Raw genomic sequence first — 13,305 nt, 5'->3', positions numbered from 1 at the left:
GCGGTACCGTCGGCGGTGTGGCTGATCAAACTCCCCGTCGACCCGCGCACTCCTGGTTGAGTGGACTGCTGTTCTTCGTGGGCATCCTGCACTTCGTCGCACCCAAGCCGTTCGACAAGATCGTGCCGCCGCAGCTGCCCGGCAACCCGCGGACCTACACCTATGGGTCCGGGGTTGCCGAGCTGGGCGTGGCGACCGCGCTGGCGGTGCCGCGCACGCGGCGGCTCGGTGGGTGGCTCGCCGCGGCGTTGTTCGTCGGTGTGTTCCCCGCCAATATCCAGATGACCGCGGATGTTCTCGGTAACCCGAAAGCGTCCAAGGTCTTCAAGGCAGGCGTGCTGGCGCGGTTGCCTTTGCAGATCCCGATGATCGTCGCCGCGCTGCGGGTCGCGCGCCGCTGATCAGACCCACTGCACGAGCTGGATGACGATGCCGTTGGGATCGGTCATCTGGAAGTAGCGCTCGCCCCACTCCTCGGTTTCGATGGGCGTCTCGATCGGGACGCCCTCGGCCCGCAAGCGGTCGTATTCGCGGTCGATATCGTCGACGACGAACACGACCAGCAGCCCCTCGCCCGCGTTGCCCGCGATGCGGGCGGGCTTGAACGAGCCGAGGCCGGTACGCAGGTAGATCACGTCCATACCCGCGTCGGCCCGCTCCACGTTGACGAATCCGTCGGCGGCCATCTTCTCGGTGAAGCCGAGGTGGTCGATCAGGAACTGGGCGGAGGACTGCGGGTCGGCGACGTTGAGCGAGAGGGCGGAAGCGGTGATCTGCATGGGTTCTCCTCGATGACGATGAACTCCGTACGTTGTACGTCTTTACTGTGGGAGATCCCGCGCGAGCTCGCTATATGACCTGGGTCACAGTGTCAGAACGTGTCACGCTCGATCCGCAGGGTCGTGATCGTCGACGCCAGACCTTCGTACTGGTTGATCAGCAACACGATCTCGATCAGTACCCGCTCGTCGTAGTGCTCGGCCAGCGCGGCCCACGCCGCGTCGTCCACATTCCGGGTGGACACCAGCTGATCGACCGCAGTCAGCAATGCCCGCTGCCGAGGTGTCCAGCCCTCGGCTTCCGGGCCTGCGGCAACGCGCTCGATCTCGACGGCGGACAGCCCTGCCTTTCGCCCCAACCGGCGATGATGATCGGCCTCGTAGTCGCACGCGCGCAGCTGCGCGACGCGCAGGATCACCAGTTCGGCCTCGGCGCGCGGCAACCTACCACCCGGCATCAGCTTGCCGGAGAAATGCAGCCAGCCGCGAAAGAGTCCGCCGGTGCGACCGAGGGTGCTGAACAGATGCGCGTCATCGGTACCCGACGCACGGGAAAGTACCTGCCAGACAACCCAGTTGATCGGCCCGAGTTCACCGAACCTGCCGGGCGAAACGCGTGGTAGTGGCGCTGAATCCATCGGTGATCCACCTGTCTTCTCGAACATCGTCGGCCAGGATCGGAGCGTACTCGCCGGTATAGCTGTGGTGGGCTGCCTGGAGGGTCCATCCTGCGTTTCTGCCGTTTTCTTTGGTTTCCAGTGGTTTTCGGAACAGTTGCGCGTCATGATCGGTGGGTACCGCAGCGGGCAGCGGCGGTGTGAAGTCGCAGCACTGGTAGGGGAACATCGAACATGCTGGTTCGGATCAGACCGGGTGCCGAGCTCACCGGCGCCGAGCGCGAGCTCGTGGATTGCCTGCGCGCTTATCCGAGTACGGGGCTCGCGCTGGTCGATTGCCGGGTGGGTGACCGGCGGCTCGGCGCGGTGATCGTGACGCCGCGCGGGATCACGGTGGTCGAGGTCAAGGGCTTCCGGCGGCGGCAGAGCGGCCTGCTCACCGTGACCGCCGATGGCTCGTGGCGGATCAGCGACAGTCCGCTGGATTTAGAAGCCGAGCCGTCGAACGGTCTCACCGACCGGGTCGAGCACGGAGTGCACGCGGTGCGGGTCGCGCTGGAACGGGCGTTGCAGGACAGCAGGCATGTGTCCGGCGCGGTGGTGCTCGTGCCGTATCGCGGCGTGGTCGTGCGGCCCGCGCGCACTGCGCTGCGGCCGGGTCTCGATGTGCTGGTCGCGAACAGCGTCGACGCGCACGAGCTGCGGGTATACCTCGAAGGGTTCTCGGCGGGGCCACGCGAATGGACGATCGATCGGGTGGTCAACACCTGCGCGACGCTCGGGGTGGCCGAGGTGCCCTCACGCGCCGAGCTGGCCGAGGAGGGGTTCACCGGCAATCGGCCCACGCCGACCCCGGTGGTACCGCAGGTGCGCAAGTTCAGCGCGCCGACCCCGCCCGCCCCGCCCGCCGATCCGTCGCGCCGGGGCAAGCTCGTCGGCATCGGAATGTTCGCCGCCGCGGTTCTCGGCATATTCGTCGTCTTCGTGGTGGTCGGGGTGGCGTTGTTCCAGGATTCGCCCGATTCGCGCCCGATGTCGGACACGTCGCAGACCTCGACGACCCGTGCGCCCTCGACGGCGACTCCGCGCAAGACCGAGTGCTGGCCGTTCCAGCAGGACTGTTGATCAATCCCGCACGGCGCGACCGAGTTTGGTGAAAGCGATCGCCTGTTCCGCGCGCACCCGAACGTGGGCGCGGGAGGAATCGATGTGGGTGGTGAGGGTGTGCAGGGCCTGTTCGTCGTCGCCGGCCAGCACCTGTTCGGCGATGGTGATGTGGTCGGCCGTCATGGCCGCGACCCGTTCGGCGGTGGGCACATCCATGGTGCGCACCGGGCGAACTCGCAGGTAGACGGCTGCTAGCGCCTCGGCGAGCGCGGTATTGCCCGCCGCCCTCAGCAGTTCGGTGTGGAACTGCTCGTCGGCGGCGACCAGATCGGGTCCGGGTTCCGGTGGGGTGTCGCGGTATTCGAGCCAGCGGGCCAACTCGGCGCGCACGGTGAGTAGGTCGTGCTCGGTCGGGACGTGTACCTGGACGGAACCACCGGCGGCGATGCGCTGAAAACCTCTGGATTCCAGCACAATTCGTAGCTCGTAGAGTTCGTCGAGTTCGTTGAGGCGGGGCCGGTACAGGTAGAGCCCATCGGGATGACGCTGCACGAGTCCGTCGGCCTGGAGCCGGGCCAGCGCCTCGCGCACCGGGGTGCGCGAGACGCCGTAGCGCTCGGCCAGCCGCTCGGCGCGCAGCCGTTCGGTCGGCGCCAGTTCCCCGGTGGCGAGGTCGTGGCGCAGCTCGTCGTAGACGCGCGCGGCCAGCGGAACCCGCCGTCTCCCTCCGGCGGGACGCAAGTCCTCGCCCGATCCCCTCCCGGCCATGCGCGCCGCTGCGATCAGATCGCCATCGCCGCGCGGACCGCGGATTCCGCGCCTGCCCCGCCTGCCCCGGTCGAGCCGAGATGTCCCGAATGCAGCACGTAGTACTGCTGCGCGGCCTGCAGTGCGAAGCCGATGTGCTGCTCCACCAGCAGCACGCTCAAACCGCCGCGCTGCGTCAATTCGATGATGGTGCGCTCGATTTCGGCGACCACCGACGGCTGGATGCCCTCGGTCGGTTCGTCGAGGATGAGCAGCTTCGGCTCGGTGATCAGGGCCCGCGCGATGGCCAGTTGCTGGCGTTGACCGCCCGAGAGCAGGCCCGCCTTGCGGGTGAGCAGGTCCTTCAGCGCGGGGAACAGATCGAGGGATTCGTCGATCAGCGCCTTGCCGCGCTTGCGTCCGTCCGCGACCACCTGGAGGTTCTCGGCGGTGGTCAGCTGCCCGAAGCTCTGCTGGCCCTGCGGCACGTAGCCGATGCCGCGCTTGACCCGTTGCGAGGGCGAGAGTTTGGTGATCTTCTCGCCGTCGAAGGTGATGGTCCCCGACTTGGTGGGCAGCAGTCCCACCGCGGCGCGCAGCAGCGTGGTCTTGCCCGCGCCGTTGTGGCCCATGATCGCCACGACGCTGTCGTCGGGCACGGTCATGCTGACGCCGTGGATGACCTCGGTGCGCCCGTATCCGGAACGGATGTCATGTAGCTCAAGCATCGGCCGACTCCTTGTCTGTCGTAACCAGAGTCGCGGTGCCGAGATAGACCTCTTGCACCTTCGGATCGGCCTGCACCTGTTCGACGCTGCCCTCGCTGAGTACCTTGCCGCCCGCGAGCACGGTGACCGAGGTGGCGAAGGACCGCATGAAGTCCATGTCGTGCTCGACGACGATCACCACGCGATCACTGCCGATGCGGCGCAACAGGTTTCCGGTCTCCTCGCGCTCCTCGGCGCTCATGCCCGCGACGGGCTCGTCGAGCAGCAGCACCGACGCGTTCTGCACCAGCAGCATGCCGATCTCGAGCCACTGTTTCTGCCCGTGCGCGAGTACCCCGGCGGGCTTGTCGCGCAGTGCGGTGAGACCCGTTGTCTCCAAAGCCTCTTCGATGCTGGGCAGGACCGACTTGCGGGTGCGCAGCAGCGACCAGGCCGAACGCCCCGCGCCCGCCGCGATATCCAGGTTCTGCAACACGGTCAGCTGTTCGAAGACGCTGGCCGTCTGGAACGTGCGCCCGATGCCGAGGCGCGCGATCTGGTGCACCTTCTTGCCGAGCAGTTCGGTGCCCGACTTCTGCGCCGAACCGGTGGCCGGAACGAGGCCGGTGATGGCGTCGATCAGCGTGGTCTTGCCCGCGCCGTTCGGGCCGATCAGGAACCGCAGGTCGCCCTGCAGCACCGTGAGATCGACCTCGGTGACCGCCTTGAATCCGTCGAAACTCACCGAGAGGCCGCGGATTTCGAGGTAGTCGCTGTCCATGCCCGCGTTGCCGCCGGCTTTGGGTTCGAGTGTCATCGCGCGTGCACCTCTTCCTCGATCACGACCGGGGCGGGTTCTTCCGGTGCGGGCGGCAACTTCTTGCGACTGTCGAGCCAGCCCTTGAACATCGGCCACAGCCCGGCCAGCCCGGCGGGGATGAAGCCGACGACCACGATGAACAGGATGCCCTGCATGTAGGTCCAGCCCGACGGGAACTGCTCCGACAGCGAGGTCTGCGCCCAGGCGACGCCGATCGCGCCGAGAATCGGCCCGAGCAGCGTGGTGCGGCCGCCGATGGCGACACCGATGAGGAAGGCGATCGACGGGATGACGCCGATGTCGGCGGGGGAGATGATGCCGACGATCGGGGTGAACAGCGCACCGGCGATACCGGCCAGGAACGCCGCCACCACATAGGCGACGATCTTGATATTGGCCGGGTCGTAGCCGAGGAAGCGCACCCGCTCCTCGGCGTCGCGCACCGCCACCAGCAGTTCGCCGTAGCGGCTGCGATTGAGCTGGCGGATCAGCGCGACCACTACCAGCAGCGTGCCCGACGCGATGAAGAACAGCATCTGCCGGTTGGCCGGGTCCGACAGCCGGAATCCGAAGAAGGAGCGGAAGTCCGACAGGCCGGTGAAGCCGCCGATGGCCTGCTGGCCGGTGAGCAGGATCGCCAGCGCCGCGGCCAGCGCCTGGCTCAGGATGGCGAAGTAGGCGCCGCGCACCCGGCGCTTGAACACGCCGTACCCGAGTACCGCGGCGACCAGCGCCGGCAGCACCAGGATGCCGAGAATCGCCACCGGCGCGGAACTGAACGGCTGCCAGAATCCCGGCAGTTCGCTGATGCCGGAGATCTCCATGAACTCGGGAACGTCGTTGCCGAGGCGGGCGGCGTCGGCGAGTTGCATGTGCATGGCCATGACGTAGGCGCCGATGCCGAAGAACACGCCCTGACCCAGGGTGAGCATTCCGCCGCGGCCCCAGGCCAATCCGATACCCGCCGCCACGATGGCGAAGCAGAGGAACTTGGCGAGCAGGTTCAGACGGAAGTCGCTCAGGACCGCCGGTGCGACGGCGAACAGCAGGATCGCGGCGATGCCGAAACCGGCGATCGGAGTCAGTCGCGGGTATTCGCGAAGACGTTGGGTGAGTGCGGTCATGCCAGGCTCCTCGTCCGCACGGTGAACAGGCCCTGCGGGCGGACCTGCAGGAAGATGACGATCAGCACGAACACGATCACCTTCGCGATGGACGCGGTGGTGGAGTATTCGATGAACGAGTTGAGCAGGCCGAGCGCGAACGCCGCGATCACCGTGCCCTTGATCTGGCCGAGTCCGCCGATCACGACCACCAGGAACGCGTCGATCAGATAGCTCTGGCCGATGGTGGGGCTGGTGGAACCGATCAGCGTGAGCGCCACACCGGCGACACCGGCCAGCCCGGAGCCGATGAAGAACGTGCTGATATCGGTGAATCTGCTCGAGATGCCACTGGTTTCGGCGAGTCCGCGGTTCTGCACGACGGCGCGGATCCGTCGGCCCATGGGCGTGGTCTTGAGCACCGCGGCCAGGGTGGTCACCGCGACGATCGCCAGCACGAGGATGAAGATGCGGGTCTTCGGCACGACCGCGCCCGCGATAGTGATGCCGCCACTGAGCCATTCGGGCACCAGCACGTTCTTGGCGGGCGCGCCGAAGATGTCGCGCGCGGCCTGCTGCAGCACGAGTCCGACACCGAAGGTGACGAGCAGCGTGTCGAGCGGGCGGTCGTACATGTAGCGGATGAGCCCCATCTCCAGGGCGGCGCCGAGCAGGCCGCCGATGAGGAAGCCCACCAGCAGGGACACGACCAGCGAAACTCCGGCCGACGAGAAGACCTGCTGCACAACGTAAGTGGTGTAGCAACCGGCCATGATGAATTCGCCGTGCGCCATATTGATGACGCCCATCTGACCGAAGGTCAGTGACAGACCGAGCGCGGCGAGCAGAAGAATGGATCCCAGACTCAACCCTGTGAAGAGCTGACTGATCAGCACGTCCATTGCAGTGGACTCCTTGGAGATGGGGCGATGTGGGACGCGCGCATCGCGCGTCCCACATCTGTCGGGCTACTTACTTGAGGCCCTTGGCCCACTCGTAGGACTTCAGGTACGGGTCGGGGGTGATGGCCTTGCCGGAATCCCAGACGGTGTAGATCAGGCCGTCGGGGCGGATCTCACCGATGCGGGCGGTCTTGGTGATGTGGTGGTTGGAGCCGTCGATGGTGACGGTGCCCTCCGGGGCGTCGAAGCTCACGCCGTCGGCCGCGGCCTGAATGTCGGCCACCGCGAACGACTTCGCCTTCTCGACGGTGTTCTTCCACAGGTAGACCGAGGCGTAGGCGGCTTCCATCGGGTCCGAGGTGGGCTTGTCGGCGCCGAAGGCGGCCTTGTAGTCGGCGACGAACTTCTTGTTCGCCGGGGAGTCGACGGTCTGGTAGTAGTTCCAGGCCGTCAGCTGGCCCGCGATGTTCTGCGCGCCGATACCGGCGACCTCTTCCTCGGCGATCGACACCGAGACCACCGGCATCTCAGCGGCTTTCAGGCCCGCGTTGGTGTACTCGCGGAAGAAGGCGACGTTGGAGTCGCCGTTGAGGGTGTTGAACACCGCGCCCGCCTTGGCGGCGCGCACCTTGTTGACGATGGTGGAGAAGTCGGTGGAGCCGAGCGGGGTGTAGTCCTCGCCCTTGATCTCGATGCCGTTGGCCGCCGCGTAGGCCTTGATCTCGCGGTTGGCGGTCTGCGGGAAGACGTAGTCGGAGCCGACCAGGTAGAGGGACTTGATGCCCTTCTGCTTCAGGTAGTCCAGCGCGGGGATGATCTGCTGATTGGTGGTGGCGCCGGTGTAGAAGATGTTCTTGGAATCTTCCAGACCCTCGTACTGCACGGGGTAGTAGAGCAGCGAGTTCAGGCTCTCGAACTTGGGCTTCATGGCCTTGCGGCTCGATGAGGTCCAACCGCCGAATACCGAAGCGACACAGTCGGAGCTGATCAGCTTCTCGGCCTTCTCGGCGAAGGTCTTGGGGTCGGAGGCGCCGTCTTCGAGGACGATCTCGATCTTCTTACCGAGCACACCGCCCGCCGCGTTGATCTGGTCGATCGCCAGCTTGGTCGAATTGGCCACGGTCACTTCGGAAATAGCCATGGTGCCCGACAGCGAGTGCAGCGAGCCCACCTTGATGGTGTCCTTGCTGGTGTCGACGCAGGAGGCGGCGGTCGAGCCGGTCGACGCGTCGTCGCGAGCACCACAGCCGGTGAGCAGCAGGCCGGCGACGGCCACCGCGGCAGGCACGACAAGTGCCTTGACCAAACGGGATTCAGACATGGGGCGGTTCTCCTCATCAGGTGTAACGGCGGCGCCACACGCGCCACAACGAACACCACCGCTGCTCCCGGCGACTGGATGTACACCGAGTTGTATACAGCTGCTGTATTCGTGATTCGAGACAGTAGATGGAACTTGTTGCCCCCGAATGACTCCCGGTCACGTGCCCGTTTCGTCTGTTTCGTCCGTGTGAATTGTTCGCCGGAGGGACTGCCGAAGGGTCGGCGTACCTACGGTTGCGTAAGGGCGCGCAGGTGCGGCACGCTCGATTTGTACGACGTCGAGCAGCCGAGTCACACGGCAATCCGCCGTGTGCGGTCAGTCGAGGAGGGCCCCGTGGGGCACTACAAGGCGAACGTGCGTGACATCGAGTTCAACCTGTTCGAGGTGCTGAACCTCGACAAGCTTCTTGACACCGGGGCCTACGGCGACCTGGACTCCGATACGGTGCGTCAGCTCCTCGTCGAGGTGAAGAACCTGGCCGAGGGGCCGATCGCGGACTCGTTCGCCGATGCCGACCGGCACCCGGTGGTCTTCCGCCCCGATACCCACGACATCACCGTGCCCGAGCCCCTGCGCAAGACGGTGGACGTGGTGCACGAGGCGGGATGGCACCGCCTCGGCATGCCTGCCGGTATGGACGGCACCGCCGCCCCGAACGTGGTGATGTGGGCGGTCAACGAGCTCATCATCTGTGCCAACCCGGCGGCCAGCTTCTTCAACATGGGCCCGCTGATGGGCTCGGTGCTCTACGAACTCGGCAACGACGAACAGCAGCGCTGGGCTCGGGGCGGGTTCGAGCGCGGGTGGCAGGCGACCATGGTGCTCACCGAGCCGGATGCCGGGTCCGATGTCGGCGCCGGTCGGACCAAGGCTGTGCCGCAGCCCGACGGGTCATGGCACATCGAGGGGGTGAAGCGGTTCATCTCCGGCGGTGACGTGGGTGATACGGCGGAGAACATGTTCCATCTGGTGCTCGCCCGACCAGAGGGCGCGGGCCCCGGCACCAAGGGGCTCTCGCTGTTCTACGTGCCGAAGTTCCTCTTCGATCCCGTGACGCTCGAACCGGGCGCCCGCAACGGTGTGTATCTGACCGGGGTGGAGCACAAGATGGGGATCAAGTCCTCACCGACCTGCGAACTCACCTTCGGCGGCACCGCGGTGCCCGCCAAGGGCTGGCTGGTCGGCGATGTGCACAACGGCATCGCCCAGATGTTCAAGGTGATCGAGAACGCTCGGATGACGGTGGGTGTGAAGTCGTCCGGGACGTTGTCGACCGGGTATCTGAACGCGCTCGAGTACGCCAAGTCGAGGGTGCAGGGTGCGGATCTGACGCAGATCGCCGATAAGGCGGCGCCGCGCGTCACCATTACCCATCACCCCGATGTCCGCCGGTCGCTGGCCATGCAGAAGGCCTACGCGGAGGGACTGCGAGCGGTCTATCTGTATACCGCCGCGCATCAGAACGCGGAGGTGGCGCAGCTGGTGTCGGGTGCCGATCCCGAGACCGCGCACCGCGTGGACGATCTGCTGCTGCCGATCGTCAAGGGCGTCGGATCCGAGCGCGCGTATCAGTTGCTCACGGAGTCGCTGCAAACGTTCGGCGGCTCCGGCTATTTGCAGGACTATCCGATCGAGCAGTACATCCGCGACGCCAAGATCGACTCGCTCTACGAGGGCACCACGGCGATCCAGGCTCAGGACTTCTTCTTCCGCAAGATCATTCGCGATCGCGGCATCGCTTTGGCCCATGTGAATGCCCAGATCAGCGCCTACCTGGACAACGACACCGGCCGCTTCGCCGTCGAGCGCGCCCTGCTGCGCACCGCCCAGGCCGACATCGGCGCCATGGCCGCCACTCTCACCGGCTACGCCATGGCGGGCCGGACCGAGCCCACCGAGCTCTACAAGGTCGGCCTCGGCTCGGTCCGCTTCCTGATGTCGGTCGGCGACCTCCTCATCGCCTGGCGCCTGCTGGTCCAGGCCGACATCGCGGCCGCCGCCCTGGCCTCCGACGCCACACCGCGGGACCGCCCCTTCTATCAGGGCAAAGTCGCCGCGGCGAGCTTCTTCGCCAAGAATGTGCTTCCCGAGCTCACCGCCACCAGGAACATCCTCGCCACCATCGACAACGACATCATGGCCGTCCCGGAAGAGGCCTTCTGAGGTGAGCGGCGCTATTTGATGAGGTACGGCGAGACCGAGCTGCGGTGTTCGCTGATATCGAGGGCCTTGCCCAGCGGGGGGAAGGCGCGCTGGGGGCAGTTGGAGCGCACACAGACTCGGCAGCCCGCGCCGATGGGGGTGGCGTTGGCTTCGCCCAGGTCGATGCCGTCGGCGTAGACGACGCGACCCGCGTGGCGCAGTTCGCAGCCGAGGCCGATGGCGAAGGTCTTGCCGGGTTGGCCGTAACGGGTGGCGCGGCGTTCCACGGTGCGCGCGATCCAGAGGTATTTGCGGCCGTCGGGCATCTGGGCGATCTGGGTCATGATCTTGCCCGGATAGGCGAAGGTCTCGTAGACGTTCCACAGCGGGCAGGTGCCGCCGCTGGCGGAGAAGTGGAAACCGGTGGCGGACTGGCGTTTCGACATATTGCCCGCGCGGTCGACGCGCACGAAGGAGAAGGGGACCCCGCGCAGGGTCGGTCGTTGCAGGGTCGAGAGGCGGTGGCAGATGGTTTCGAAACTCTGCGAGAAGAACGCTGACAGGCGCTCGATGTCGTAGCGGAAATTCTCGGCCACTTCGTGAAAGTGCGTGTAAGGCAGGACCATCGCGGCCGCGAAGTAGTTCGCCAGTCCGAGCATCGCGAGTTTGTGTGAGGCGTCGGAGGCGAAATTGCCTTCGTCGACCAGCTTTTCGAGCAGTGGCCCGCATTCGAGATAGGCCAGTTCGGCGGCGAGCTTGAAGGTGCGTTGGCCACCGGACAAATGTGGGGAGATCTCGAGCTGTTTGGTCTCGGGGTCGAAATGGTGCAGGACGCCCTCGCCGAGGTCGATGCGCTCGCTGATCCGCACGCCGTGCGCGCGCAGCAGGCGCACGATCTCGGTGCTCACCTCGCCACCGTGGAATCGGATACGCGCGGTGAGATCCTCTGCGGCGGTGTCCAATTCGTGGATGTAGTTCTGGCGCTGATAGAAGTAGTCGCGCACTTCCTCGTGCGGCTTGCTGATCGCGGCGCTGCCGGAGCCGTCGGCGAACCGGTCCTCGGTGGCGGCGGCCAGCTGCGCGCTGGTGTTGCGGTAGCGGTTGTGCATGGCCACCAGGGCGCGCGCCATCGACGGGTGCGCGGAGACCATGTCGGCGATCTGCTGGGTGTCGGCCTCGATGCCGAGCTCGGCGTCCATCACGACTTCGGACAACTCGGCGATCAGGCGGGTGTCGTCCTGGGCGGAGAAGAAGGTGGGGTCGACGCCGAAGACCTCGTTGATGCGCGTCAGCACCGGCACGGTGAGCGGTCGCACGTCGTGTTCGATCTGGTTCAGATAGCTGGCCGAGATCTCCAGTTTCTGCGCGAGCGCCACCTGGCTCAGCCCACGTTCGGTACGCAGCTGGCGCAGCCGCGCTCCGACATAGGTCTTGGCCATATGTCCAGTTTAAGGGCCTTTCGCAGGCTTGCCAAAGGATTCTTAACAACGGCATCGAGCTCTGTGTCACACCCTCGCGATACTGTCGTGAGGTGCTGTTCAGCGATGTCGTCACGGCCTCCGCTGCCGTGCGAGCGACTCGGTCGCGCAAGGCGAAAACCGCCGCGCTGGCCGAGCTCTTCGGTGTCGCAGGGCCTGCCGAGATCGGCACCGTGGTCGCGTGGTTGTCCGGTGAGCTGGTGCAGGGCCGGATCGGGGCCGGTTGGCGCACGATGACCGGGCTCGATACGCCGCCGAGCAGCGAGGCGAGCCTCACCGTCGGCGCGGTGGACGACATCTTCTCCCAGCTCACCGAGCTGAACGGCAAGGGCTCTACCAACCGGCGTCGCGCATTGCTCACCGCGCTGTTCACCGCGGCGACCGAGGAAGAGCAGTCCTTCCTGATTCGTCTGCTCACCGGTGAACTGCGCCAGGGCGCGCTCACCGCGATCGTCGTCGAGGCGCTCGCCCAGTCCACCGGTATCCCGGTCGACGTGGTGCGCCGCGCCCACATGCTCTCCGGCCAACTCCCCACCACCGCGATCGCCGCGCTCGCCGGGGGCGAACCAGCACTGTCGGCATTCCGGCTCGAGGTAGGCCGCCCCGTGGCGCCGATGCTCGCCTCGCCCGGCGGCTCACTGGACGAGGCCCTCGCCGAACTGGGCTCCGACATCAGTGTCGAACACAAGCTCGACGGCGCCCGCATCCAAGTGCACCGCGACGGCGACGAGGTCTGGGTGTTCACCAGAACCCTGCGCGACATCACCACCGGCGTCCCCGAACTCGTCGACCTGGTCAGAACCCTCGACTGCGCCACCGTGGTCCTCGACGGCGAAACCCTCGCCCTCACCGACTCGGGTCGCCCACGCCCGTTCCAGGAGACGATGAGCAGGTTCGCCACCATCGGCGATCCACGCCAGTTGCACCCCTATTTCTTCGACTGCCTGCACCTCGACGGCGTGGACCTCATCGACGAGCCACTGCGTGTGCGCCGCATCGCGCTCGAGCAGGTCGCGGGCGACCACAGCATCCCCGCGCTCATCGCGCCGACGCCGGAGGCCGCCGCCGACTGCTATGACGACGCACTCGCCGTGGGCAACGAGGGCGTGATGGTCAAGGCGCTCGATGCCCCGTACGCCGCGGGCCGACGCGGCAAGGCCTGGCAGAAGATCAAACCCGCGCACACCCTCGACCTACTGGTGATCGGCGCCGAATGGGGCTACGGCCGCCGCACCGGGTTCCTGTCCAATCTGCATCTGGCCGCTCGCGATCCGGAGACCGGCGAGCCGGTGATGGTCGGCAAGACCTTCAAGGGCCTCACCGACGAACTGCTGCGCTGGCAGACCGAGGAATTCCCGCGTCACGAAACCCACCGCGACGGTCAGACCGTGTACCTGCGCCCCGAACTCGTCGTCGAGATCGCGCTCGACGGCGTCCAGACCAGCACTCGATATCCCGGCGGGGTGGCGCTGCGCTTCGCCAGAGTGGTCCGTTATCGGCCGGACAAGGAACCCGACCAGGCCGACGCGATCGACGCGGTGCGCGCACTCGGCTGAGGTCAGCGCTGTTCAGGAGACCG

The 13,305-nt window shown here is 66.5% G+C and carries 13 protein-coding genes; 4 read left to right on the top strand and 9 right to left on the bottom strand.

Translation table 11 applies throughout. The annotated features are described in order from the left end of the window. Window positions 1-17: 17 nt before the first annotated feature. Window positions 18-401 carry a DoxX family protein gene (locus ASD42_RS13320; protein WP_056814716.1) on the top strand — a complete coding sequence of 128 codons (384 nt, stop codon included), beginning with the start codon at window positions 18-20 and terminating at the stop codon, window positions 399-401. Here the strand turns inward: ASD42_RS13320 and ASD42_RS13315 are convergent, their stop codons facing one another. Together ASD42_RS13315 and ASD42_RS13310 are read right to left on the bottom strand one after the other, a co-directional pair. Beyond that, entirely contained in the window at window positions 402-779 is a 378-nt protein-coding gene (locus ASD42_RS13315; RefSeq protein ID WP_056814714.1) for a VOC family protein, read from the bottom strand. Between the two features lie 92 nt (window positions 780-871). Then, window positions 872-1,417 (bottom strand): carboxymuconolactone decarboxylase family protein, encoded by a 546-nt coding sequence (locus ASD42_RS13310; protein ID WP_056814711.1) that lies wholly within the window; start codon window positions 1,415-1,417, stop codon window positions 872-874. A 213-nt stretch (window positions 1,418-1,630) separates the two neighbouring features. Between ASD42_RS13310 and ASD42_RS13305 the strand changes: the two genes are divergently transcribed. Continuing rightward, window positions 1,631-2,521, top strand: a complete 891-nt coding sequence (locus tag ASD42_RS13305) for an NERD domain-containing protein (RefSeq protein ID WP_056814709.1) — start codon at window positions 1,631-1,633, stop codon at window positions 2,519-2,521. Here ASD42_RS13305 and ASD42_RS13300 read toward each other — a convergent pair whose 3' ends face one another. The 6 genes from ASD42_RS13300 to urtA all read right to left on the bottom strand — a co-directional run bounded on the left by ASD42_RS13300 (window position 2,522) and on the right by urtA (window position 8,103). After that, window positions 2,522-3,271 (bottom strand): GntR family transcriptional regulator, encoded by a 750-nt coding sequence (locus ASD42_RS13300; RefSeq protein ID WP_082843583.1) that lies wholly within the window; start codon window positions 3,269-3,271, stop codon window positions 2,522-2,524. Window positions 3,272-3,285: 14 nt separating this feature from the next. Further along, window positions 3,286-3,978: an urea ABC transporter ATP-binding subunit UrtE gene (gene urtE, locus ASD42_RS13295; protein WP_056814706.1), complete on the bottom strand. Its 693-nt coding sequence runs from the start codon at window positions 3,976-3,978 to the stop codon at window positions 3,286-3,288. Continuing rightward, on the bottom strand, window positions 3,971-4,774 hold the full coding sequence (gene urtD / locus ASD42_RS13290) for an urea ABC transporter ATP-binding protein UrtD (protein ID WP_056814703.1): 804 nt from the start codon (window positions 4,772-4,774) through the stop codon (window positions 3,971-3,973). Before urtD ends, urtE begins: the two co-directional genes overlap by 8 nt. After that, window positions 4,771-5,901 (bottom strand): urea ABC transporter permease subunit UrtC, encoded by a 1,131-nt coding sequence (gene urtC, locus ASD42_RS13285; protein ID WP_056814701.1) that lies wholly within the window; start codon window positions 5,899-5,901, stop codon window positions 4,771-4,773. The genes urtD and urtC overlap by 4 nt, the downstream gene beginning before the upstream one ends. Then, window positions 5,898-6,782, bottom strand: a complete 885-nt coding sequence (gene urtB, locus ASD42_RS13280) for an urea ABC transporter permease subunit UrtB (RefSeq protein ID WP_056814698.1) — start codon at window positions 6,780-6,782, stop codon at window positions 5,898-5,900. The genes urtC and urtB overlap by 4 nt, the downstream gene beginning before the upstream one ends. A 70-nt stretch (window positions 6,783-6,852) precedes the next feature. After that, a complete protein-coding gene (gene urtA / locus ASD42_RS13275; protein ID WP_056814694.1) occupies window positions 6,853-8,103 on the bottom strand; it encodes an urea ABC transporter substrate-binding protein in 1,251 nt (416 codons plus the stop codon). A gap of 336 nt (window positions 8,104-8,439) precedes the next feature. Here urtA and ASD42_RS13270 point away from each other — a divergent pair, with 336 nt between their 5' ends. Then, window positions 8,440-10,269, top strand: a complete 1,830-nt coding sequence (locus tag ASD42_RS13270; RefSeq protein WP_056814690.1) for an acyl-CoA dehydrogenase — start codon at window positions 8,440-8,442, stop codon at window positions 10,267-10,269. 11 nt (window positions 10,270-10,280) lie between these two features. Here the strand turns inward: ASD42_RS13270 and ramB are convergent, their stop codons facing one another. Further along, window positions 10,281-11,687 carry an acetate metabolism transcriptional regulator RamB gene (gene ramB / locus ASD42_RS13265; RefSeq protein ID WP_056814684.1) on the bottom strand — a complete coding sequence of 469 codons (1,407 nt, stop codon included), beginning with the start codon at window positions 11,685-11,687 and terminating at the stop codon, window positions 10,281-10,283. A gap of 92 nt (window positions 11,688-11,779) precedes the next feature. Here ramB and ASD42_RS13260 point away from each other — a divergent pair, with 92 nt between their 5' ends. Beyond that, window positions 11,780-13,282 carry an ATP-dependent DNA ligase gene (locus ASD42_RS13260; protein ID WP_056814680.1) on the top strand — a complete coding sequence of 501 codons (1,503 nt, stop codon included), beginning with the start codon at window positions 11,780-11,782 and terminating at the stop codon, window positions 13,280-13,282. Window positions 13,283-13,305 lie beyond the last annotated feature (23 nt).

It is taken from the genome of Nocardia sp. Root136 (assembly GCF_001427185.1).
In the GTDB taxonomy this organism is placed as follows: domain Bacteria; phylum Actinomycetota; class Actinomycetes; order Mycobacteriales; family Mycobacteriaceae; genus Nocardia; species Nocardia salmonicida.
The sequence above is the reverse complement of the archived record's forward strand: the minus strand, read 5'-3'. Positions and strand labels throughout refer to the sequence as shown.

Bases quoted from the DNA above. Each gene is read 5' to 3' on its own strand.
- urtE (WP_056814706.1), bottom strand. From the start codon at position 3,978: ATGCTTGAGCTACATGACATCCGTTCCGGATACGGGCGCACCGAGGTC.
- ASD42_RS13305 (WP_056814709.1), top strand. From the start codon at position 1,631: ATGCTGGTTCGGATCAGACCGGGTGCCGAGCTCACCGGCGCCGAGCGC.
- ASD42_RS13310 (WP_056814711.1), bottom strand. From the start codon at position 1,417: ATGGATTCAGCGCCACTACCACGCGTTTCGCCCGGCAGGTTCGGTGAA.
- ASD42_RS13300 (WP_082843583.1), bottom strand. From the start codon at position 3,271: ATGGCCGGGAGGGGATCGGGCGAGGACTTGCGTCCCGCCGGAGGGAGA.
- urtD (WP_056814703.1), bottom strand. From the start codon at position 4,774: ATGACACTCGAACCCAAAGCCGGCGGCAACGCGGGCATGGACAGCGAC.
- ASD42_RS13315 (WP_056814714.1), bottom strand. From the start codon at position 779: ATGCAGATCACCGCTTCCGCCCTCTCGCTCAACGTCGCCGACCCGCAG.
- ramB (WP_056814684.1), bottom strand. From the start codon at position 11,687: ATGGCCAAGACCTATGTCGGAGCGCGGCTGCGCCAGCTGCGTACCGAA.
- urtC (WP_056814701.1), bottom strand. From the start codon at position 5,901: ATGACCGCACTCACCCAACGTCTTCGCGAATACCCGCGACTGACTCCG.
- urtB (WP_056814698.1), bottom strand. From the start codon at position 6,782: ATGGACGTGCTGATCAGTCAGCTCTTCACAGGGTTGAGTCTGGGATCC.
- urtA (WP_056814694.1), bottom strand. From the start codon at position 8,103: ATGTCTGAATCCCGTTTGGTCAAGGCACTTGTCGTGCCTGCCGCGGTG.